Origin of the sequence: Micromonospora sp. NPDC023956, from assembly GCF_040639195.1 — a bacterium.
GTDB lineage: Bacteria > Actinomycetota > Actinomycetes > Mycobacteriales > Micromonosporaceae > Micromonospora.
Map to the genome: position 1 here is coordinate 335,930 of NZ_JBEZZN010000002.1, position 22,289 is coordinate 358,218.

General features: G+C 73.3%; 20 protein-coding genes. 6 read left to right on the forward strand and 14 right to left on the reverse strand.

Annotated features, from left to right (window positions below; translation table 11 throughout):
* Nucleotides 1-77: 77 nt before the first annotated feature.
* Both AB0F58_RS03990 and mqnE read right to left on the reverse strand, forming a co-directional pair.
* Complete coding sequence (locus AB0F58_RS03990; protein WP_357137537.1) at nucleotides 78-509, reverse strand: hypothetical protein; 432 nt, start codon at nucleotides 507-509, stop codon at nucleotides 78-80.
* 58 nt (nucleotides 510-567) lie between these two features.
* Nucleotides 568-1,737 (reverse strand): aminofutalosine synthase MqnE, encoded by a 1,170-nt coding sequence (gene mqnE, locus AB0F58_RS03995; protein WP_357137539.1) that lies wholly within the window; start codon nucleotides 1,735-1,737, stop codon nucleotides 568-570.
* A 258-nt stretch (nucleotides 1,738-1,995) separates the two neighbouring features.
* On the opposite strand from mqnE, the gene AB0F58_RS04000 reads away from it, so the two are divergent.
* The 4 genes from AB0F58_RS04000 to AB0F58_RS04015 all read left to right on the forward strand — a co-directional run bounded on the left by AB0F58_RS04000 (nucleotide 1,996) and on the right by AB0F58_RS04015 (nucleotide 8,325).
* A complete protein-coding gene (locus AB0F58_RS04000) occupies nucleotides 1,996-3,534 on the forward strand; it encodes an NlpC/P60 family protein (RefSeq protein WP_357137542.1) in 1,539 nt (512 codons plus the stop codon).
* Nucleotides 3,535-5,255: 1,721 nt separating this feature from the next.
* Nucleotides 5,256-5,612 carry a hypothetical protein gene (locus tag AB0F58_RS04005; protein WP_357137545.1) on the forward strand — a complete coding sequence of 119 codons (357 nt, stop codon included), beginning with the start codon at nucleotides 5,256-5,258 and terminating at the stop codon, nucleotides 5,610-5,612.
* 277 nt (nucleotides 5,613-5,889) lie between these two features.
* Entirely contained in the window at nucleotides 5,890-7,554 is a 1,665-nt protein-coding gene (locus AB0F58_RS04010) for a DEAD/DEAH box helicase (RefSeq protein WP_357138677.1), read from the forward strand.
* A 138-nt stretch (nucleotides 7,555-7,692) separates the two neighbouring features.
* Entirely contained in the window at nucleotides 7,693-8,325 is a 633-nt protein-coding gene (locus AB0F58_RS04015) for a putative glycolipid-binding domain-containing protein (RefSeq protein WP_357137548.1), read from the forward strand.
* 100 nt (nucleotides 8,326-8,425) lie between these two features.
* Here AB0F58_RS04015 and AB0F58_RS04020 read toward each other — a convergent pair whose 3' ends face one another.
* Nucleotides 8,426-9,520: a PLP-dependent cysteine synthase family protein gene (locus tag AB0F58_RS04020; protein ID WP_357137551.1), complete on the reverse strand. Its 1,095-nt coding sequence runs from the start codon at nucleotides 9,518-9,520 to the stop codon at nucleotides 8,426-8,428.
* A 220-nt stretch (nucleotides 9,521-9,740) separates the two neighbouring features.
* Nucleotides 9,741-10,199, reverse strand: coding sequence for an Lrp/AsnC family transcriptional regulator (locus AB0F58_RS04025; RefSeq protein ID WP_357137553.1), 459 nt, complete (start codon nucleotides 10,197-10,199; stop codon nucleotides 9,741-9,743).
* 270 nt (nucleotides 10,200-10,469) lie between these two features.
* Here AB0F58_RS04025 and AB0F58_RS04030 point away from each other — a divergent pair, with 270 nt between their 5' ends.
* The gene (locus AB0F58_RS04030) at nucleotides 10,470-10,739 is read left to right on the forward strand and encodes a BldC family transcriptional regulator (RefSeq protein ID WP_088981116.1); all 270 of its coding nucleotides are present in this window, start codon (nucleotides 10,470-10,472) and stop codon (nucleotides 10,737-10,739) included.
* Nucleotides 10,740-10,808: 69 nt separating this feature from the next.
* On the opposite strand, the gene AB0F58_RS04035 is transcribed toward AB0F58_RS04030, so the two are convergent.
* Nucleotides 10,809-11,438, reverse strand: coding sequence for a UbiX family flavin prenyltransferase (locus AB0F58_RS04035; protein ID WP_357137556.1), 630 nt, complete (start codon nucleotides 11,436-11,438; stop codon nucleotides 10,809-10,811).
* A 146-nt stretch (nucleotides 11,439-11,584) separates the two neighbouring features.
* On the opposite strand from AB0F58_RS04035, the gene AB0F58_RS04040 reads away from it, so the two are divergent.
* Nucleotides 11,585-12,541: a terpene synthase gene (locus AB0F58_RS04040; RefSeq protein WP_357137559.1), complete on the forward strand. Its 957-nt coding sequence runs from the start codon at nucleotides 11,585-11,587 to the stop codon at nucleotides 12,539-12,541.
* Nucleotides 12,542-12,615: 74 nt separating this feature from the next.
* Here AB0F58_RS04040 and mqnP read toward each other — a convergent pair whose 3' ends face one another.
* From mqnP to hemL, 9 genes are all read right to left on the reverse strand, one after another.
* A complete protein-coding gene (gene mqnP / locus AB0F58_RS04045; RefSeq protein ID WP_357137563.1) occupies nucleotides 12,616-13,518 on the reverse strand; it encodes a menaquinone biosynthesis prenyltransferase MqnP in 903 nt (300 codons plus the stop codon).
* A complete protein-coding gene (locus AB0F58_RS04050) occupies nucleotides 13,515-14,978 on the reverse strand; it encodes a menaquinone biosynthesis decarboxylase (RefSeq protein WP_357137565.1) in 1,464 nt (487 codons plus the stop codon). The genes mqnP and AB0F58_RS04050 overlap by 4 nt, the downstream gene beginning before the upstream one ends.
* A gap of 223 nt (nucleotides 14,979-15,201) precedes the next feature.
* Entirely contained in the window at nucleotides 15,202-15,912 is a 711-nt protein-coding gene (locus AB0F58_RS04055) for a M23 family metallopeptidase (protein ID WP_357137568.1), read from the reverse strand.
* Nucleotides 15,913-15,974: 62 nt separating this feature from the next.
* Nucleotides 15,975-16,982, reverse strand: coding sequence for a c-type cytochrome biogenesis protein CcsB (gene ccsB / locus AB0F58_RS04060; protein WP_357137571.1), 1,008 nt, complete (start codon nucleotides 16,980-16,982; stop codon nucleotides 15,975-15,977).
* On the reverse strand, nucleotides 16,982-18,736 hold the full coding sequence (locus AB0F58_RS04065; protein WP_357137574.1) for a cytochrome c biogenesis protein ResB: 1,755 nt from the start codon (nucleotides 18,734-18,736) through the stop codon (nucleotides 16,982-16,984). Before AB0F58_RS04065 ends, ccsB begins: the two co-directional genes overlap by 1 nt.
* A complete protein-coding gene (locus AB0F58_RS04070; RefSeq protein WP_357137576.1) occupies nucleotides 18,736-19,587 on the reverse strand; it encodes a cytochrome c biogenesis protein CcdA in 852 nt (283 codons plus the stop codon). Before AB0F58_RS04070 ends, AB0F58_RS04065 begins: the two co-directional genes overlap by 1 nt.
* The gene (locus AB0F58_RS04075) at nucleotides 19,587-20,147 is read right to left on the reverse strand and encodes a TlpA disulfide reductase family protein (RefSeq protein ID WP_357137579.1); all 561 of its coding nucleotides are present in this window, start codon (nucleotides 20,145-20,147) and stop codon (nucleotides 19,587-19,589) included. Before AB0F58_RS04075 ends, AB0F58_RS04070 begins: the two co-directional genes overlap by 1 nt.
* Nucleotides 20,147-20,782 carry a histidine phosphatase family protein gene (locus tag AB0F58_RS04080; protein WP_357138680.1) on the reverse strand — a complete coding sequence of 212 codons (636 nt, stop codon included), beginning with the start codon at nucleotides 20,780-20,782 and terminating at the stop codon, nucleotides 20,147-20,149. The genes AB0F58_RS04075 and AB0F58_RS04080 overlap by 1 nt, the downstream gene beginning before the upstream one ends.
* Nucleotides 20,783-20,802: 20 nt before the next feature.
* Nucleotides 20,803-22,140, reverse strand: coding sequence for a glutamate-1-semialdehyde 2,1-aminomutase (gene hemL / locus AB0F58_RS04085; protein ID WP_357137581.1), 1,338 nt, complete (start codon nucleotides 22,138-22,140; stop codon nucleotides 20,803-20,805).
* Nucleotides 22,141-22,289: the final 149 nt, after the last annotated feature.

Sequence of the window (22,289 nt, forward strand, 5' to 3'; positions counted from 1 at the left end):
AGAGGTCTCGGCCCGTCCGTCGGGCCGGTGTCCGGGCCGCCTGACGGGCCAGCTGTCCAGCCCGTGCGGGCCGGCGGTCAGCCCGTCCTGCGGGCCAGCCAGTGCACGCCGTTGAACCACACGGTCGCGTAGACGACGGTGAAGACCGTCGCCGCCAGCGCGCCGGAGCCCAGCGGCGGCCACCCGTCGGCCAGGCCCGCCACCAGCAGGCCCCCGGCCACCCCGAGCACCGCGGCGACCAGCGCGGCGACCACCCGGGCGGCCCCGAAGCTCCAGGCCCGGAAGTCCTCCAGGAAGAGCCAGGCCGGCAGGATCACCGCGAGCCAGCCGTTGGCCTGGCCGAAGTCTCCCGAGCCGATCAGCTCGAACGTCCAGTCGAACAGCACCAGGGCCAGGAGCCCGATGACCACGCCGGCCAGGGTCACCCCGAGCAGGTCGCCCAGGGCGACGACCCGCCCGTCAGCGTCCCGCCGGGGGAAACCGACCGGCGTCTCGTCGCGTTCGCTCATGACGCTTGCAGGGTACGTGAGCAGGCCGGCCGCCCGACGGCGACCGGCCCGGCGGCGGTCAGGCCCACACCTGCTGCGGCTCGGAACGCCGCTCGGCCAGCGACGGGGCCGGGTCGTACTCGCGGACGACCTCGTAGCGGGTGTTCCGCTCGACCGGGCGGAACCCGGCGTCCCAGATCAGGTGGAGCAGGTCGTCGCGGTGCATGGTGTTCGGCGTGCCGTAGGAGTCGGCGTCGTGCGTGATCTTGTATTCGACGACCGAACCGTCCAGGTCGTCCACGCCGAAGTTCAGCGAGAGCTGGGCCACCGAGAGCCCGTGCATCACCCAGAAGCACTTGACGTGCGGGACGTTGTCGAAGAGCAGCCGGGAGACCGCGAAGGTCTTCAGCGACTCGGCCGGCGAGGCCATGGTGGTCCGCGCCTGGATCCGGTTACGGACCTTGCCGTCCGCCGAGTCGACGAAGTCGTGCTGGTAGCGCAGCGGGATGAAGACCACGAACCCGCCGGTCTCGTCCTGGAGTTCGCGCAGCCGCAGCACGTGGTCCACCCGGTGCCGGGGCTCCTCGATGTGGCCGTAGAGCATGGTGGACGGCGTCTTCATGCCCTTGCCGTGGGCCAGCCGGTGGATCCGGGACCAGTCCTCCCAGTGGCAGGCATGGTCCACGATGTGCTGCCGGACCTCCCAGTCGAAGATCTCCGCGCCGCCACCGGTCAGCGACTCCAGGCCGGCGTCCATCAGCTCGTCGAGGATCGCGTCGGCGGGCAGGCCGCTGATCTTCTCGAACCACTGCACCTCGGTCGCGGTGAACGCCTTGAGCTTGACGTTCGGCAGCGCCGCCTTCAGCTCGCGCAGCACCTTGGGGTAGTAGCGCCAGGGCAGGGTCGGGTGCAGGCCGTTGACGATGTGCAACTCGGTGAGCTGCTCGTCCTCCATCTCCTTGGCCTTGCGGACGGCCTCGTCGATCCGCATCGTGTAGGCGTCCTTCTCGCCCGGCTTGCGCTGGAACGAGCAGTACGCGCAGGAGGCGGAGCAGACGTTGGTCAGGTTGAGGTGCCGGTTGACGTTGAACATCACCCGGTCGCCGTTGCCCTCGGTACGCCGGTGGTGGGCCAGGCGGCCGAGCCAGGTGAGGTCGTCGCTGTCGTAGAGGGCGATGCCGTCCTCCCGGGTCAGCCGCTCACCCGCGTACACCTTGGCTTCGAGCTCGCGCTTGAGTCCGGCGTCCATTGAAAGCCCGTCCCTTCCACCTCTGTCGGGTCGAGCCTACGTCGCGCGCCTCCCCTACCGTCGGGGGTGGGCACCGGCAGCGACGTACTTCACCGGACTCTCAGGTTGTCGTTACCGTCCCACCATCGACACAGCTGAAACATTCAGGTAAGACAAAGTAGGACGCGCAACCCGCGTCCGGACGCCGCGCTCTTCGAGAGCGCGGCTTCACCACGCCGGACGGGGAGCGGAATGGCCGACAGCCGGACGGGAAGCGGAATGACCGACACCACGCGCACGCGACGACCGCGACGGAGGACACCGCTGGTGTCGCCGGTCCTGCGTCCCGGGCTCTGGTCGGCGCTGCTCGGGCTGGTCGCCGCGGCGGCCATCGCCACGCCGGTCTTCGCCGACCCCGCCCTGCCCCAGACCGTCCCGGACACCGGTACCCGTCCGGTCCTGGCCGGGCCGCTGCACCTGCCCGGCGGGGTGCCCGGCGGCAACGGCCCGCTCGGCACCGCCCCGATCACCCCGGTCGGCACCGGCCCGCTCGCCGCGCAGATCGCCGCCGCCGAGGCGCAGGTCGGCCTGCTCGGGCAGGAGTTGCTCAAGCTCGAACAACTCCAGACCGAAGCGAAGACCCAGCTCGCCGCCGCCGACCGCGACCTGAAGCTCGCCCGCGAAACCCTCGCCGTCGCCCAGCGGGAGGCCGACGCCGCTGCGGCCGAGGCGGTGAAGACCGCCGCCAAACTGCCCCCGGGCAGCCTCGCGGCGGACCTGCACGGGTTGAGCGTGCTGGAGCGGATCTACCGGGGCGAGCAGGTGGAGGGCACCACCACCGCCGCGACCGGCGAACTGAACCGGGCCCGCACCACCGAGCAGGCCGCCCAGCAGGCGTACACGGCGGCGGAGGGCCGGCTGCGGACCGCGACGGAGCAGTTCGCCACCGTCCAGCGGAACTACCGCACCCAGGAAGCCGCCCTGCTCAAGCTGCGGAAGGACAACGCCGCCCAGCTCGCCGAGATCGAGCGGCAGCAGGAGGCCGCCGAGCAGCAGCTCGGCGAGCAGTACATCCAGGGCGCGACCGCCAACGGGCTCACCTCCCACCCGCGCGCCATGGCCGCCGTCCGGTACGCCCTGGCACAGCTCGGCGACCCCTACCTCTGGGCGGCCGAGGGGCCGGACCGCTTCGACTGCTCCGGCCTGATCTGGGCGGCGTACCGGTCGAAGGGCGCCGACCACTTCGGCCTCCCCCGGGTCTCCCGCGACCAGTACAACGACACCAGGCAGCGGACCGTCAGCCGCAGCGCTCTACTCCCCGGCGACCTGCTCTTCTACGCCTCGGGCAGCAGCTGGACGACGATCCATCACATGGGCATGTACATCGGCAACGGCAAGATGGTGCACGCACCGACCACCGGCGACGTGGTGAAGATCTCCACCGTCCGCTGGTCGCGGCTGTACGCGGCCACCCGGGTCATCGACGCGGTGCCGGTGCCGGGAGCGACCCCGCCGCCGCCCACCACGTCGCCCACCCCGAAGCCGACGAACACCGCCTCCCCGAAGCCCACCAACTCGGTCACGCCCAAGCCCACCGGCAGCGCGACCCCGAAGCCGACCGGCACGCCGTCCACGTCGCCCGACCCCACGCCCACGGCGACCCCGTCGGTCACCCCGACGCCGAGCGCCTCGACCGAGCCGGAGCCGAGCGCGAGCAGCACCGGCGGCGGCGAGCCGAGCGCCTCGGCCAGCAGCACCGGAGAGCCCAGCGGCAGCCCGACGCGGAGCGGATCCGCGAGCCCGAGCACCGGTGGCTGACCGGTAACCGAACTCCGGCTGTGCGGCCGGACCGGAATGTGGCACCGTGAGAGCCAGGCACTCCCGGCTCGGCGCCAGGGGTCCGGGTGCGAGCACGGAGGACGAACATGGGCGAGCAGCAGGGTCCGGCCGAGACCGTCGAGTCAGGTGCCGGGTCCCGCCCACGGACCGGTCCACCCGGTGCCGGCGACTCCGCACCGGACCCGTCCGCGCCGGGCAGTGCCGGCAGCGCGTCCGCCGCACCCCGGCAGCAGCCACCCGACACCGCGCCGACCAGCACCGCGACGCCGACCGGCGAGTTTCCCGAGGCCGGGCCGCGGCCGGGACCGGACACCGTCGCCCCGGCTCGGGGGCGGGCCAGCATCGCCAGCCCACCCCGGGGTACGCCGGACACCCCCGTCGTGCCGGCCCAACGCGGTCCCGCCTCCCCGGCCCGCGCCAGCGCCGCCGTGCCGGGCCTGCAACGCATGTCACCGCAGGAGGCCGGTATCGCCGCCGGGGTACGCACCGGCGGGGCGAAGGTGTACCGGTCCACGCCCGCCGAGTCCCCGGAAGCCAGCGCACCCGCCAGCGCACCCGCCGGTGCTCCGTCCGCCCGGCAGCCGGAACCCGTCGCGCCGCCCGTACCGACGGAGCCGCCGCCCCCGCCCGCCCCCACGCCGGCCCCGGAACCACGCCCCGAGCCGGTACCCGCTCCCACGCCGGTCCCGGAACCACGCCCCGAGCCGCTGCCCGCCCCCACGCCGGCCCCGGAACCGCGCCCCGAGCCGGTACCCGAGCCTCCGGTGCCGCCGCTGCCGAAGCCTCCGGCGCCCACGCCGCCCGGTCCGGTGCCACCGACACCGACACCGCCCGCACCGCCGCCCGGCCCGCCGATCCCCCCGTCGCCGTCACCGCCCGGACCGATGCCGGCACCGCCGTTCCCGCCGCCTCCGGCCTCCGCCGCCCCGAGCCCGGGTACGCCCGCCTCCACCGCCCCGGTCTCCGGTGGTCCGGCCCCTGCCGCTGGCGCCCCCGCTCCGGTGCCGGCACGGGTGACCGGTAGCGCCGCCGTCCCCGGATCGCTGGCTCCGTCCACCGCTCCGCCGAGCGTCGATCCGGCTCCGGCTCCGGCTGGCGTACCGGATTCCCCGGTCGTCCGGGGCGGCCACCCGGTCCCGACACCTCCGCCCCCGGTTGCCCCCACCTCGGGCCCGTCCTCGCCGTGGGCCCCACCGACCTCGGCTCCCCCCGCGTCCTGGGCCGCACCGGCCTCCGGGCCTCCCGCGTCGTGGGCCGCACCGACCTCGGCTCCCCCCGCCTCGTGGAGCCCACCGGCCTCCGGGCCCCACGCCTCGTGGAGCCCACCGGCCTCCGGACCTCACGCCTCGTGGAGCCCACCGGCCTCCGGGCCTCCCGCCTCGTGGAGCCCGAACTCCGCTCCGTCCGCGCCGTGGGCACCGCCGACCTCGGCTCCACCGGCCGCCCCGACCTCCGGCCCGGCCACACCATCGGCCCCGACAGGCCCGACGGCTCCGACGACAGCTTGGGCCCCGTCCACCTTCGGCACGGCGACACCGCCGGCCGGACCGGCTTCCGCGTCGACTGCGCCGTTCGTCCCGGAGCCGGCCCTGCCGACCTGGCCGCCGCCGACCGAGCCCGGCGGACGCACCGGGGCCGATCCGACGGCCCGGTCGGCACCGACCGGGTACCCGCCCCTGGCGCCCACCAGTGGCGGGCCGGTGCACCACCTGCCGTCCAACGGGATCCCCGCCGCCCCGGCGACCGGAAACGACGCCGACGACCGTGCCGGCACGTCCGCCCGGTCCGGGACGGTCTACGGCGGATCCGTCACCGAGGGACCCGGCTTCGCCACGGTCGCCCTGCCGACCGGGAACCCGGTCGAGAACACCGGGTCCCTGACCGGGCACATCCTCGCCCAGGGCTGGGCCGACACCCCCACCGAGCGACCCCGTACGGCCCGGGTGGTGATCGTGCTGGCCGCCTCGCTCGCGCTGCTGGTGGCGATCAGTGTGGTGGTGGCCCTGATGGCGAACGACGCGATGGGTGGCCTGATGGACAACCTGATCAACGGGTGAGTCGGTGGCGGGCGGTGACCCCGGAGCCGACCGCTCCGGGGTGAGCCCGCCCACTACCCCGTCGCGGTGCGGTTGCCGACCGTGCGGGTCGCCGTACACTGTCTATTGATCATTGACCCGGTGCGCGTAGTCGCGTGCCCTTGGGCGATCTTGCGGGCGAACCGGCGGCGTACCCATCCGCGGCGGGCCATCGCGAAGATGCGCCCCGCTGGAGAGGTATTTCTTGACGACCTTTGCTGACCTCAGCACGCCCCCGTCCGCCTTCGAGACCCCGCTGGTGACCACCGGCGACCAGACCGCCCCCGCCGACGGCGGCGAGCACGTCGACTTCGCCACCCTGGGGCTCCCCCAGCAGCTCGTCCGGGTCCTGGCCCGGCAGGGCATCACCAGCCCGTTCGAGATCCAGCGGGCCACCGTGCCGGACGCCCTCGCCGGGCGGGACGTGCTCGGCCGGGGCCAGACCGGCTCCGGCAAGACCCTTGCCTTCGGCCTGCCGCTGCTGGCCCGGATCGCCGCCGGTGAACGGGCCCGGCCGCTGCGCCCCCGGGCCCTGGTGCTGGTGCCCACCCGGGAACTCGCCATGCAGGTCAACGATGCCCTCGCGCCGCTGGGCAAGGCGGTCGGGGTGTTCCTCAAGACCGCCGTGGGCGGGGTCCCCTACGACCGCCAGATCGACGCCCTCCGGCGCGGTGTGGAGATCATCGTGGCCACGCCGGGCCGGCTCGGCGACCTGATCTCGCGGCAGGTGTGCCACCTCGACGACGTCGAGGTCACCGTCCTGGACGAGGCCGACCAGATGGCCGACATGGGCTTCCTGCCGGAGGTCACCGAGCTGCTGGCGAAGACGCCGGCCAACGCCCAGCGGCTGCTCTTCTCGGCCACTCTGGACAACGACGTGGACTCGCTGGTCAAGCGGTTCATGACCGATCCGGTCACGCACTCCACCGCCCCGGCCACCGCCGCGGTCTCCACGATGGACCACCACCTGCTGCTGATTCCGCCGCACGACAAGTTCCCGGTGGCGGCGTCGATCGCGGCCCGCTCCGGCCGGACGATGATGTTCGCCCGTACCCAGCTCGGGGTGGACCGCCTGGTGGAGCAGCTCGGCGCGGTCGGCGTCCGGGCCGGCGGCCTGCACGGCGGCAAGACCCAGCGGATGCGTACCCGCACCCTGGCCGAGTTCCGCGAGGGCCGGGTGAACGTGCTGGTGGCCACCGACGTGGCCGCCCGGGGGATCCACGTCGACGGCGTCTCGCTCGTGGTGCACGTCGACCCGCCCAAGGACCCGAAGGACTACCTGCACCGGGCCGGGCGTACCGCGCGGGCCGGCGAGTCCGGCGCGGTGGCCACGCTGGTCCTGCCGAAGCAGCGCCGAACCACCCTGGCGATGATGGAGAAGGCCGGCGTCGAGCCGGGCCAGCTGCGGGTCCGGGCCGGTGACCCGGAGCTGACCGAGCTGACCGGTGCCCGGCAGCCCAGTGGGGTGCCGGTGTCGAACGAGCCGCAGGAGCCGCGCCGGTTCGGCGACCGTCCGGGCGGCCCCCGGCGGTTCGGCGACCGGGACGGCCGGAGCGGACAGCGGTTCGGCGGCGAGCGGGACAGCCGCGGCGGACAGCGGTCCGGTGGTGACCGGGAGGCCCGGTTCGGCGACCGCGACAGCCGCGGTGGCCGTGGCTACGGCGCCCAGGGCGAGCACCGGGCGGGTCCGGGCGGGCAGCGCTGGGCCGACCGGCCCGAGACCCGGTCGACCGGTCGCGACGAGCGGCGCTTCGGCGACGACCGCGCCGGCCAGCACAGCCGCACCGACGATCGTCCCGGCTACCGCAGCCGGACCGACGACCGCCGGGGCTACCCGGGTCGCGGCGACGACCAGCGGGGGTACGGCGGCCGCAGCGACGACCAGCGCGGATATGGCGGACGGGCTCCCGCGCGTACCCACTGAGACTCCGGGTCCACCGGATCGATCGGACGCCGCCGTGGTGCAACATGCCACGGCGGCGTCCGCGTCGTCGCGGTGCGACCGCGATGCTCTCCCGCGACCCGGGTGCCGGCGGTGCGGTCCTGCCGTAGTGTCCGGCTCATGCCGACCATGCCGAAGTCGCTGTTCTGGAACCGGGTCGACACCGCCGGCGGCGAACACACCCTGCTGGACGACGGGAACGGTCTCACCGCCCGGGGGACCGCGCTGGCCGTCGACACCCTCCCGTACACCTGCCGCTACACCCTGACCACCACGCCGGAGTGGGCGACCGTCCGGCTGGAGGTCGACGTCGAGGGGGCAGGCTGGTCGCGGGGGGTCCGGCTGGAACGGCAGCCCGACCGCTGGCGGGTCGTGACCAACGAGCAGGGCGACCTCGACGCCGCTCTCCGTGCCGCCGGCCGACCACCCGTCGGACTGCCCGGCACCGACGACCCCGACCGGCTGGCCGACGCGGTCGACGTCGACCTCGGCGCATCGCCACTGTTCAACAGCCTCCCGGTCCGCCGGCTCGGGCTGCGCGACGCCGCGCCGGGCACCGAGCGGCAGATCGAGGTCGTCTGGGTGCTGGTGCCGAGTCTGCTGGTGTTGCCCGCCGAACAGACCTACACCGCGCTCGGCGGGGGCCGGGTCCGCTTCGCCAGCGGCGACTTCACCGCCGAGTTGGACGTCGACCAGGACGGCTACGTCCGCCACTACCCGGGCCTCGCCGACCGGATCGATGCCGGCCACTGATCGACGGCGGCCGGCGGCCGGTCCCTGCCCTGTCACCTGGCCCGGACCGTGCCGACCTGCGTGAGACGACCGGGGACTTCGCGGGCGCGACGACCGGGGGTCAGTCGGTGGGCCAGGCGCCGGACTTCAGGAAACGCTCGACGGTGGCCAGGTGCGGGGTCAGGTCCAGTCCCTGTGCGGCCACCCAGTCGTCGGCGTAGTACGTGTCGACGTACCGGTCACCGGCGTCGCAGATCAGCGTCACCACCGAACCGGTCCGCCCCTCGGCGAGCATGGCGGCGATCAGCCCGAACGCGCCCCAGAGGTTGGTGCCGGTCGAGCCACCCACCCGCCGGCCGAGCACCGCCGAACCGGCCCGCATCGCGGCCAGCGAGGCGGCGTCGGGCACCTGCACCATCCGGTCGACCACGCTGGGCAGGAAGGACGCCTCGACCGTGGGCCGGCCGATCCCCTCGATCCGGGAACCCCGGCCGGTACGGACCGACCAGTCCGCCGCCTGCCAGGCGGGGTAGAACGCGGAGTTCTCCGGGTCGACCACGCAGAGCTTGGTGGACAGCCGCCGGTACCGGGTGAAGCGGCCGATGGTGGCACCGGTGCCGCCGGTGCCCGCGCCCACCACGATCCAGGCCGGCACCGGGTGCCGCTCCAGGCCGAGTTGGGCGTAGATCGACTCGGCGATGTTGTTGTTGCCCCGCCAGTCGGTAGCCCGCTCGGCGTAGGTGAACTGGTCCATGAAGTGCCCGCCGGCGTCCTCGGCCAGCCAGCGGGCCTCGACGACCACCTTGGCCGGGTCGTCGACCAGGTGGCACCGGCCGCCCTGGAACTCGATCTGGCTGATCTTCTCGGGCGAGGTGGAGGCGGGCATCACCGCGATGAACGGCAGTCCCAGCATGCGCGCGAAGTACGCCTCGGAGACCGCGGTCGAGCCGGAGGACGCCTCGATGATCGTGGTGTTCGGGCCGATCCAGCCGTTGCAGAGCCCGTAGAGGAAGAGCGAGCGGGCCAGCCGGTGCTTCAGCGAGCCGGTCGGGTGCACCGACTCGTCCTTGAGATAGAGGTCGACCCCCCACTCCTTCGGCAGGGGGAACGGCAGCAGGTGTGTGTCGGCCGACCGGTTCGCGTCCGCCTCCACGGCAGCGATCGTCTCGGTCACCCACGCCCGGACAGCCTCGTCGCACCGGTCGAGATGAGTCACGCCGAGAAACTAGCAACCATCCCGTCCGGGCGGTACCGGTCACCTCACGTACCGGCGGCCCGCCGGCGCGGGTGGCGGCCTCGACGGCCAGCGCCGCACCGTACCGCGCCACCGCGCGGCGGGCCTCGACCCACTCCGTTCTGGCGTAACGGTGGCAACCGGCGCTCCGGACGGCGCGACCTTGCCGGACTGGAGTGGATCAGGCCTACCGGGCGTCGCGTCAGCCGGCGGGCGGGGTGCCCGGCTGGGGGCGGTTCTCCCACTTCGTCGACAGGGCGATGCCGGTGCGGGTGGAGGCCACCCCGGGGGTGCGGTTGAGTCGGACGATGAGCCGCTCCAGCTCGGCGATCGTGGTCACCCGGGCCTTGAGCAGAAAGGACTCCACCCCGGCCATGAAGTAGCAGGACTCGATCTCCGGCATCTGCCGCAGGGCGTCCAGCACGTCGTCGGTGTCGGCGGCGGAGTCCTCGACGATGCCGATCAGGGCGGTGACGGCGAGCCCGATCGACTCCGGCTCGACCTCCGCCCGGTACGCCCGGATGACCCCGCTCGCCTCCAGCTTGCCGACCCGTTCGTGCACGGCGGGAGCGGAGAGACCCACCTGGCGGGCCAGTTCGGCGTACGACAGGCGGGCGTTGCCCCGCAGCAGCTCCACGAGCCTCAGGTCGATGGCGTCCACAGAAGGTGACCCTAGTCGTCGGAGCGTGCCCGGAACCGGCGGGCGTGGGGCATCCTGACGTCACGTGTCCGGACGACGAACGGCGGCGTCGGGGCGGTCCAGGACGTCCGACCGTTCCTCCGTTCCCAACCAGTGCTTTTTTCGCGTTTGGCGGACCGCGTCACCTCGCCGGTGCTGTAATTGCCATACGTCCCTCATGACGGCTCTGGGCTCGCACCGGCCGGGGGCAGTGTGTTCAGCCGAGGGCTTCGTCGATGCGAGGAGGGGGCTGTGGACACTGGAGATCGCCTGCTGACACCGGGCGAGGTGGCCGCGCTGTTCCGGGTGGACCCGAAGACCGTGACGAGATGGGCGGCGGCCGGCCGGATCGGCAGCATCCGGACTCCAGGCGGGCATCGCCGTTTTCGGGAATCCGAGGTGCGGGCGCTGCTGGAGGGGGAGGGCATGCTCGACGAGGGGGAGGACGTGGCGAACCGGCCACGCAACGTCGGACCGACGGCCTCCACCGGCCCGGGTCCGGCCAACGCCGGCATGTACTGACCGGGGGACGGGGCACGCGCACCGGACGCACGCCGCCGGTCCGCGTGCCCCGTCCGTCGGGCCGGCAGGTCAGGTCAGGGCCGAGCCGAGTTCTCCGGACCACCGGCGGAACAGCGTGTGCGGTACGCCCAACGCGTCCAGCACCTTGCCGGCGACGAAGTCGACCAACTGCTGGGCGGAGGCGGACGCCCCGGCACCGTAGAAGCCGGGACTGGCCGGCAGCACCACCGCCCCGGCGTCGAGCAACGCCACGAGGTGCTCCAGGTGGCTGCGGGTCACCGGGGTTTCCCGGGGCACCACCACCACCGGCCGCCGCTCCTTGAGGTTGACCTCCGCGGCCCGCTGCAACAGATCCTTGGACAGGCCGATCGCGATGCCCGCACAGGCCGCGGTGCTGGCCGGCACCACCGCCATGCCGCGTACCCGGTAGGAACCGCTGCTCGGGCCGGCGGCCAGGTCGCCGGCGGACCAGTACCGCAGGTCCGCCCCGTCGAGGTCGCGTCCGAGCCAGTCGCCCAGGTCGTCGCGCCAGTGCCCGTCCCGGAACGGCCGGCCGGTCTCGTCGAGGACGGTCAACCGGGCCGCCCGGGACACGATCAGGTCGACGGCCGCCCCGGCGTCGAGCAGCCCGCGCAGGACCGCCGCCGCGTAGGGCGTACCGGACGCCCCGGAGACCCCGACCACCCATGGTTCGCGCATACCGACAAGCGTGCCTGGTCGCCCGGCCGGGGTGCCCACCGCCCCGCCCGGACGAACCCGGCACCGCCGCCGGGCCGGCTGACGGGAGAGCGTTTGCACCTGGCATGCTGCGGGGTGCATAACGTACAGCGGGGAAGGAATCGGGGATGACCGACGGATCCCTCGGATCGCCACGGTTCGACTGCCCCATCCCGCCCCGCCTGTCCCCGCACGCCGACGCGACCCAGGAGTGGTTGGCCGGCTGGGTCGCCCGGTTCGACCTGCCGCTGGACCGGGTCGCCCTCGACCGGCTGGACCGGGCCGGCATCGCCCGGTACGCCGGCCGGATCTACCCGGACGCCGGCGCGACCGACCTGCGCACCCTCGCCGCCCTGTTCACCTGGTTCTTCCTGGTCGACGACTTCTGCGACGGGCCGCGCCGCTCCACCCCGGAGGAGGTGGACGGGCTGCGGCAGGGGGTGCTGAGGCTGCTGCGGACCGGCCCACGCTCGCGACACCCCGGTTTCACCGGTCCGCTGCGCCGGATGCTGGTGGACGCCTGGCGGGCGCCCCGGGCGCGGATGCCCGGCCGGTGGCGGGTCCGCTTCACCGACGCGATGTCGCACCACCTGGACGGGGTGTGGCGCGAGTCGGTCAACAAGGCCGCCGGTCGGGTGCCGACGGTCGACGAGTACCTGCCGCTGCGCCGGGCCACCTCGGCGGCGTACGTCTCGTACGCGCTGGTGGAGTTCGCCACCGGGCAGGTGCTGCCGGACGCCGTCTACCACCACCCGCTGCTGGTCCGGATCGCGGAGACCGCGAACGACCTGCTCTCCTGGTTCAACGACGTGGTCTCGTTGGAGCGGGACCGGGCCGGTGCCGGCGGGCACAACCTGGTGCTGGTCACCGCGCACCAGCACGGGGTGCCGGTCGGGACCGCGGTCTCCGTGGTGGCCGACCGGTGGCAGGCGACGATGGACCGCTTCGTGGCGCTGCGCGCGGCGGTGCCGTCGTTCGGCCCGGGGCTGGACGCAGCGGTCGCCGTCCACCTGGACGCGGTGGCGAACTCGGTCCGCGGCACCATCGACTGGTCCCGGGAGAGCGCCCGCTACCCCGTGTCCTGACCCACCGCCCGCCGCCCGCCGCCGTGGTCACGGGGCTGGGGCACCCCGCGCCGAGAGCACGTGCCGCAGGCGGCTCAGGCGCGCAGGTTCAGCCGGAGCACCAGGTCGAGCAGGGCGAAGAGGAAGAGGGCGATGCCGACGAACCCGTTCGCGGTGAAGAACGCCCGGTTGACCCGGCTCAGGTCGGTCGGGCCGACCACCACGTGCTGGTAGCCGAAGGCGAGCGCGGTGAGCGCCAGTCCGATCCAGAACGGCCAGCCGAAGCCGACCAGCACCCCGAACCAGACGAAGAGCGCGAAGGTCACCAGGTGCGCCACCGTCGAGGCGTGCAGGGCGAAGCGCAGCCCGAACCGGGCGGGGACGCTGCGGACGCCGATCTCCCGGTCCACCTCGGCGTCCTGACAGGCGTAGATCAGGTCGAACCCGCCGATCCAGAGGCCCACCGCGACGCCGAGCAGCCAGGCCGGCCAGGAGCCGGCGAAGGTGCCGGTGACGGCGAGCCACGCGCCGACCGGGCCGACCGCCTGGGCCACGGCGAGGATCGCGTGCGGCCAGTCGGTGAACCGCTTGCCGTACGGGTAGAGCACCAGCGGCACCACGGCCAGCGGCGCGAGCACCAGGCAGAGCGGGTTGAGCAGGGCGGCGGCGGCGAGGAAGACCACCAGCGCGACCACCGCGCCGGTCCAGGCCGTCCGCACGCTCACCGCCCCGGTCACCAGCTCCCGCCCGGCGGTACGGGGGTTCCGCGCGTCGATCCGCCGGTCGATGATCCGGTTGGCGGCCATCGCGAACGTCCGCGCGCCGACCATCGCCACGGTGATCAGCAGCAGGTCGACCCAGCGCACCCGCCCCCCGTCGACGCGCATCGCGGTCAGCGCGGACAGGTACGCGAAGGGCAGCGCGAAGACCGAGTGTTCGATCGCGACGAGCCGGAGGAACGAGGTCACCCGACCGGGTCGTTCGGTGACCGCGGTCATCGGATGCCGTACTCCTTCCAGCGCTTGTCGACCAGGGCGACGACCTCCGGCGACATGGTCATCTCCTCGGGCCAGCCCCGGGTGTAGCCCTCGGTGGGGAGCTTGCGGGTCGCGTCGATGCCCGCCTTGCCGCCCCAGAACTGCTGGTACGACGCGTGGTCCAGGTGGTCCACCGGCCCCTCGGTGAGCAGCAGGTCGCGGGAGTAGTCGACGTTACCGAAGGCCCGGAACGCCACCTCGTGATAGTCGTGCACGTCGCAGTCCTCGTCGACGATGACGATCAGCTTGGCCAGCGACAGCAGGTGAGCGCCCCAGACCGCGTTCATGATCTTCTGCGCGTGCTTCGGGTAGCGCTTCCGGATCGAGATGATCACGCAGTTGTGGAACACCCCGGCGGCCGGCATGTCGTAGTCGACGATGTCCGGGATCAGCATCCGCAGCAGCGGGAGGAAGATCCGCTCGGTGGCCTTGCCGGGACCGTGGTCCTCCTGCGGCGGCTTGGACGTGACGATCGTGTGGTAGACCGGGTCGCGCTGCATGGTCATCGTCTCGACGTGCATCACCGGGAACGGCTCGACCGGCGTGTAGAAGCCGGTGTGGTCGCCGAACGGCCCCTCCGGCAGCCGCTCACCCGGCTCGATGTAGCCCTCCAGCACCACCTGGGCGTGCGCCGGCACCTGGAGCGGCACGGTCAGGCAGTCGACCATCTCGGTACGCTCGCCGCGCAGGAAGCCGGCGAACAGGTACTCGTCGATGTCGCTGGGGAGCGGGGCGCTGGCCGCGTAGCTGACCACCGGGTCGCAGCCGATGGCGATGGCCACCGGCAGCCGCTGGCCGAGCCGTTCGGCGACCGCGTGGTGGGCGGTGGAGTCCTTGTGGATCTGCCAGTGCATGCCGATGCTGTTGCGGCTGTGCTGCTGGAGCCGGTAGAGCCCGAGGTTGCGCTTGCCGGTCTCCGGGTGCTTGGTGTGGGTCAGCCCGTAGTTGTGGAAGATCCCGCCGTCCCCGGGCCACACCTGCAAGCCCGGCAGCCGGTTGAGGTCGACGTCGTCGCCGCGGTACACCACCTGCTGACAGGGGGCGGTCTTCACCTTGCGCGGGGGCAGCGAGGTGAGCTGCATAACCTTGCCGAGCCCGTCCCGGATGCCGGACCAGCCGACCGGCAGCTCCGGCTTGATCATGGCGCCGATCCGGTCGCCGATCTCGTCCAGCGACTCGACGCCGAGCGCCATCGCCATCCGCTTCTCGGTGCCGAAGAGGTTCACCGCCACCGGCATCTCGCCCCGGGTGGGACGCTCGAAGAGCAGCGCCGGCCCGTCCGCCCGGACCGTCCGGGTGACGATTTCGCTGATCTCCAGCGAGGGGTCCACCGGCACGCTCACGCGCCGCAGTTCCCCCGCGCGCTCCAGCGCCTTCAGGAAGTCCTTGAGATCGGTGTACGGGAAGCCACGAACCGCCATACCCCCAGTGTCCCGCACCGGCCGAAGCACCACCCCACCCGACCCCCACCACCCGCGGGAGCCGTCGAGCGGACCGGGGAGCCGTCGAGCGGACCCGGAGCGGTTGGAGCGGACCCGGAGCGGTCGAGCGGACCCGGAGCGGTCGAGCGGACCCGGAGCGGTCGAGCGGACCCGGAGGGAGCCGACCCGGGTTCGGCCGGCGGAGCGGGCCGTCCGGCCCGGTTCAGGCAGCGGCGGTCGGTAGCGGCTCGACGACCGCCCCCTCGGCGGGCAGGGCGTACTCCCTGATCCGGAACTGCTTCCCGTCGCGGGACCCTTCGCGGAACCGCCGGAACGCCATCGGGACCCCCTCGGCGACGGAGAGGTCCCGGCTCTCGGTGACCTGGAGGTGCAGATGCGGTTGGGTCGAGTTGCCGGAGTTGCCACAGTCCGCGACGTGCTGCCCCACCGTCACCTGCTCGCCGGTGGTGACCCGGATGGCACCGGCCCGCAGGTGGGCGAGAGCGACGAAGGGGCCACCGGCTCCGACCGCGATGATCAGGTAGTTGCCGGCCACCGCGCGCACTCCCTGCCGGACCCGTGCCGCCTGCCCCAGCAGGTAGGGCACGAGAGCCAGTTGGGACCGTCGTCCGGCGTGGTCGACCTCGCCGTCGTGCACCTCGACGACGGTGCCGTCGACGGGTGCCAGGAGCGGTCGGCCGTAGGCGAAGAACCGATCCGCCGGTTCGGTGGCGAGGACGGTCCGCCAGTCCCGGCGGTCGGCGGTCCGGCGGCGATCGTCCACCGCGACGAAGTCGATGGCGTAACGCTGGCCGAACAGCTCCGTCCCGTGACTCGGGATCCGCCGAGCCGGGCTGTTCCTGACCGACCACGGTCCGGTGAACGGCAGGGAGAGGACGACCTCCGGACGGCGCGACGACTGCGGCTGGGCCATGCGGGCAGCCTAGCCAGGGCGCACCAGGCCCACCCGGGCCGAGAAGTGCCGTCCGGACGCGATCAGTCCAGGCCGCCGTACGAGTGCAGGCCCTCGAAGAAGATGTTCACACCGAACAGGTTCATCAGCATGGTCAGGAAGCCCACCACGGCGATCCAGGTGGCCACGTTGCGCTTCACGCTCGGGGTGGCCCGGGCGTGCAGGTAGCCGGCGTAGATCACCCAGGAGATGAACGACCAGGTCTCCTTCGGGTCCCAGCCCCACGGCCGACCCCAGGACGCCTCGGCCCAGATCGCCCCGGCGATGACCGCGAAGGTGAAGACCGGGAAGGCGAACGCGTGCAGGGCGAAGGTGAGCCGCTCCAGGCTGTCCGCCGCCGGCATCCGCTTCGCCAGCGTGTACGGGAAGCTGCGCTTGCCGCGCTCGTACCCGGCCCGCATCAGGTACGTCACCGCCGGCACCACGCCGAGCAGGAAGAGGCCGGAGGCGAAGACCACCGTCGAGACGTGGATGACGAACCAGTACGAGTTCAGGGCCGGCACCAGCGGCACCACCGGCACGTAGAGCACCAGCTCGGCGGTGGCCAGCAGGAGCACCATGACCAGCGTCAGGAACAGCCCGAGGCGGCGCAGCGACGGACGCTTCCAGAGCACCGCCAGCCAGCCGGCGACGCCGATGAACGAGACCGTCAGCACGAACTCGTACATGTTGCCCCAGGGCATCCGGTCGGCGGCGATGCCCCGGGTGACCAGGCCGGCGAGGTGCAGCAGGGCGGCGACCACGGTGGCGACCACCGCGAGCCGGCCGGCGAGCCGGGCACGTCCGCCCGGACGCGCGGAACGCGCGGGAACCGTCGGACCGGCCGGGGCGTCTCCACCGGCCGGGGTTTCCCCGGCGGCCGGGCCGGCGCCGGAGCCGCCGACCGCCGCGCCGACCAGTTCGCGGGCGGGCGTCGGGGCCACCGCCCGGGTGCGGGCGTTGCCGAGGGCGTACTCGACGGCGTGACAGATCATCGCGACCAGGTACGCGAGGATCGCGAAGGTCACCAGCTGATCGGAGAGCGCGGACATCACTCGGTCCCTTCTCGCGGGCCCGGGGCGGCCCGACCGGTGCCGCCGGCCTCGGTGGTCCGGCCGACGTCGCCGTCGACCGGGGCAGGGTGGTCGTCGCCGCCCCCGGGCCGGTGCTCGCCACCGGCTCCACCGACACCCCGGATCTCGTCGACGAGCTGGGTGAACTCGGCGGCGAACCCGGGGTACTCGGTACGCGGCAGCCCCCCGGCCTCCACCAAACTACTACCGCGCGTCGTGGATGTCCCGGCGGGGGCGGTGACATCCCGCCCGGCCACCTCGGGCGCGGGCGCACCGGCCGGGAGCACCCGGAACCACACCCGTCGCCGCCGGCCGAAGAGCGAGCCCATCAGGCCGACCAGCAGCACCCCGCAGCTGACCAGCATCAGCGTCGAGCCCGGGTCGTACCGGACGGAGAGGGTGATGAACGGCTCGGTGCCGAGGAACTCGACCGTGGTGCCGTCGTCCAGCGTCCACTTCTCGCCCGGCTTGAGCAGCTTCGCGTCGCCGAGTTGGGTGAGCTTGCCGTTGCGGACCTGCCGCTGGTCGAGCTGGTACACCGAGCCGGGGATGCCGGCGTCCATCCCGAGGTTCCCCCGGTACGCGATCAGGAAGACCGCCGGGTTCCGCTCGGTCGGGTGATCCGACCGGACGTACGGCGGGGCGCCCGGCGCGGTCGGCAGGTAGAGCCCCTCGAAGGCGATCTGGAGGTTCGGGTCCCGCTTCCCGGTCGTCGGGTCGGCGTTGACGTCCGGGAACGTCGCCAGGCCCTCACCGGTGAGGGTGGTGTCCATGGTCAGGAAGGGCACCGTCGAGGTCTGCGTGTCGCCGTTGCGGTCGGTGTACCGGATGATCGGCGCGTAGCCGTGGCCGAGCAGGTAGGCGTTGGCCCCGTCGAGCCGCAGCGGCGAGTTGACCGAGAACTCCTCCCGGCGCGGCTCGCGTCCGTCCTCGGTGACGGTGACCGTGGCGTTGTAGAACTCCGGCTGCCCGGACTCCAGGAACCGGGCCTCGAAGTCCTCCAGGGTCATGCAGAACGGCGGCAGGTCCGGGCTCTGCACCCGGGAGCCGAGCTTCGACTCGGCGTACTGGAACTGGGTGTTGCAGAAGGCGTTGTCCGCGCCGGCCACCAGGAGCCGGTTTCCGCTCCAGCCGTACCACGAGCCGAGGGCCACCCCGACCAGCACCGCGATCAACGAGGTGTGGAAGAGCAGGTTGCCGGTCTCCTTGAGGTACCCCTTCTCGGCGGAGACCTCGTCGCCCCGGACCACCACCCGCCACCGGCGGCGGCGCAGCACCGCCGCGATGGCCTCCGGGCCGCCGTCGTGGTCGGCCAGGACCGCGTGCTGCGGCAGCCGCTCCAGCCGCTTCGGCGCGGCCGGCGGTACGGCCCGCAGCGCGCGCACGTGGTCGCGGAGCCGGGGCACGATGCAGCCGACCAGCGAGGTGAACAGCAGCACGTAGATCGCGGAGAACCAGACCGAGCCGAAGACCTCGAACCCGCCGATCCGGTCGAGCACCGGGGCCAGGTCGGGGTGTTCGACGAAGAAGTCGTCCACGTCCTCCGGGTTGACCCCGCGCTGCGGCAGCACCGAGCCGGGGACGGCGGCGACCGCGAGCAGGAAGAGCAGCACCAGCGCGGTACGCATGCTGGTGAGCTGCCGCCACGAGTTGCGCAGCAGGGCCAGCAGGGGGTTGGGGCGACGCGGGGTCGGCGGGGGCGACGTCGCGGGCCGGTCGTCGACGGCCGTCATCAGATGCTCACCTCGCCCACCCCGAAGGTGGTCTGCAACCAGATCACGAAGCTCTGCCACCCTCCGGTCACCAGGGCCAGGCCGATCAGGACCAGCAGCGCCCCGCCGATCCGGGTGACCCAGCGGCTGTTGCGGCGGATCAGCAGGAAGACGCCGAGCAGCCGCTGGAACGCCAGCCCGAACACCACGAACGGCAGACCCAGCCCGAAGCAGTACGCCACGGCGAGCACCACCGCCCGGTCGGTCTGCCCACCGGCCGCGGCCATGCCGAGTACCGCACCGAGGGTCGGCCCGGTGCAGGGCATCCAGCTCAGCGCGAAGACCGCGCCGAAGACGGGTGCGCCGAGCAGGCCGGCCGACGGCAGCCGGTGGATCCGGAACTCCCGTTGCAGGCCGGGCAGCACCCCGACGAACGCCAACCCCAGCACGATGACCAGCACACCGATGCCGATCTCCAGCGCCCGCTCGTACGCGAAGAGGACCTTGCCGACACTGGCGAAGAGGATCGCGGTGGCGGTGAAGACCGCGGTGAAGCCGGCGATGAACAGCAACGTGCCGGCGAGGACCCGTCCCTTCACGGCGGCGGTCGACGCCCGCTGCCGCACCGCGAGCGCGGTGCCGCCACCGCCGGGGGACCCGTCCTCGGCCGGCTCCGGTGACCGGGGGCCGCTGCTGCCACCGGCCCCGCCCTCCAGGTCGGCGCCGGCGAGGCCGGTGACGTAGGAGAGGTAACCCGGAACGAGGGGCAGCACGCAGGGCGAGAGGAAGCTGACCAGCCCGGCGAGGGCCGCCGCGCCGATCGCCAGCAGCAGCGGACCGCTCTCGGCGAGGGTGCGGAAGGTCTCACCCATCAGCGGGCGTCCTCAGCGGCGATCCGCTCGACGACCGGTTGCAGGGCCTCCTGGATGACCGCGCCGCGACGCAACGCCGCCACCCGTCCCTCCCGGTCGAGGACGATGGTCGCCGGGATCGCGTTCGGCGCGATCTCGAAGTCCAGGGCGGTCCGGCCGGGCGGGTCGAAGAGGCTCGGGTAGGTGACCTTGTAGGTCTTCTCGAACGCCTTCGCCTTGTCCCGGCTGTCGGTCACGTTGATGCCGACGAAGGTGACCCCGGCCGCCTTCGTCGCCTGGTAGGTGTTCTCCAGGTCGTCGGCCTCGGCCCGGCAGGGGTTGCACCAGGAACCCCAGAAGTTGATCACGACGACCGTGCCCCGGTCCCGGGCGACGTCGTAACTGCTCCCGTCGAGCAGTTCCCCGGAGACCTTCGGTGCGGCGCCGCGCTGGTCCGGGGCGCACTCCAGGAAGCCGTCCCGGGTCACGCAACGCTGCTCGTCGCCCCCGGCGGCGCAGCCGGCCAGCACCACCGTCGTGGCGGTGGCGAGCAGGGCGGCGGTCCACCTCCGGGCGTTCATCAGGCTCCCTTGGCTGTCCTGGCGGTCGGCGACATCGCGATCAGGTGGGCGGCCGGCTCGGAGTACCCGACCCCGACGATCTTCGCTCCCTCGAAGTGGAACGAGGTGAGGCTGGCCAGCCCGCACTGCCGGCGGCGCGGGTCGTGCCAGAGCCGCTTGCGTTCGACGTGCCGGCGCAGCGTCCAGATCGGGAGCTGGTGGGAGACGCAGACCGCCTCGCCCCCTTCGGCGGCGACCCGGGCGGCGTGCAGGGCGGCGAACATCCGCTCGGCGATCGTCCGGTACGCCTCGCCCCAGGAGGGGGTGACCGGGTCACGCAGCACCCACCAGTTACGGGGGTCGCGGAAGGAGCCGTCACCGGGCGAGACCTTCTTGCCCTCGAACCAGTTGGCACTCTCGATCAGCCGCTCGTCCACCCCGACCGGGAGACCGAACTGCGCGGCGATCGGCTCGGCGGTCTGTTGGGCACGCTCCAGCGGGCTGGCCACCACGTGCACCACGTTCCGGTCGGCCAGGCCCTGCGCGGCGGCCTTGGCCATCTGCACGCCCAGCTCGGAGAGGCGGAAACCGGGCAGCCGGCCATAGAGGATCTTGTCCGGGTTGTGCACCTCGCCGTGCCGCAGCACGTGGACCACCGTCTTGCTGCTCACCGCACCTACCCCCCGTGGCCTGCCGACGCCGCTGCGTTCGCCGCGCCCGGCAGGGCGGCGGCGATCTGCTCCAGGGCGGCGTCGTCCAACGCCGCCGACACGAACCACGCCTCGAACGCGCTCGGCGGCAGGTAGACCCCGCCGGCCAGCATCGCGTGGAAGAACGCCGTGAACGCCGGCACGTCCTGGGTGCGGGCGCTGTCGTAGTCGACCACGTCGGCGTCGGTGAAGAAGATCGAGAACATGTTGCCCGCGCACGACAGCCGGTGCGGGACCCCGGCGGCGGCCAGCGCGTCGGCGGCGAGCCTGCCCACGGTGGCGGCGGTCTCGTCGAGCCGACGGTAGACGGCGTCGTCGGCCAGCCGCAGGCTGGCCAGTCCGGCGGCGCAGGCCAGCGGGTTACCGGAGAGGGTGCCGGCCTGGTAGACCGGGCCGGCGGGGGCCAGCCGGGTCATGATCTCCGCGCGTCCGCCGAACGCCGCGGCCGGGAGCCCACCGCCCATGACCTTCCCGTACGTGAACAGGTCGGCGTCGACCGGGTCGAGGCCGTGCCAGCCGGAGCGGGAAACCCGGAAACCGGTCATCACCTCGTCGACGACCAGCAGGGCGCCGTGCGCGTGCGCGATCCGGGCGAGCTGGGAGTTGAAGCCGTCCCGGGGGGCGATCACGCCCATGTTGCCGGCGGCGGCCTCGGTGATCACCGCGGCGATGTGCGGCCCCTCGGCGGCGAAGACCTCCTCCACCGCGGCGAGGTCGTTGTACGGCAGCACGATCGTCTCGCCGGCCGCCGCGCCGGTCACGCCGGGCGAGTCGGGGAGGCCGAGGGTGGCCACGCCGGACCCGGCGGCGGCGAGCAGCGCGTCCACGTGGCCGTGGTAGCACCCGGCGAACTTGACGATCTTGGACCGGCCGGTGAAGCCCCGGGCCAGCCGGATCGCCGACATGGTCGCCTCGGTGCCGGAGTTGACCAGCCGGACCTGCTCGACCGGGGTGCGGTCGACGATCTCGGCGGCCAGCTCGACCTCGCCCGGGGTCGGGGTGCCGAAACTGGTGCCCCGGGCGGCAGCGGCCCGGACGGCCTCGACCACCCCGGGATGCGCGTGGCCGAGGATCAGCGGCCCCCAGGAGCAGACCAGGTCGACGTAGCGCCGGTCGTCCGCGTCGTACAGCCAGGGACCCTCCCCCCGGACCATGAAGCGCGGGGTGCCACCGACGGCACGGAAGGCGCGCACAGGGGAGTTCACCCCGCCCGGCACGATGGCGCGGGCGCGGTCGAACAGGGCCTCGGAGGCCGGTGCGTCGGCCGGGTAACGGCCGGATCCGGCAGGGTACGTATCCGTCACGATGCGGCCATTGTGTCAGCGCCAGGGGGCCGATCGACAACCACCCCTGGTCAGGGTTACCAGACTCACCCCGGCCCCGGCCCGGTCCCGGCCGGGGGGGGCCGGATCGGCCTCGGCAGGCCAGGCCACCCGGTTCGCGCTAGGCTGAC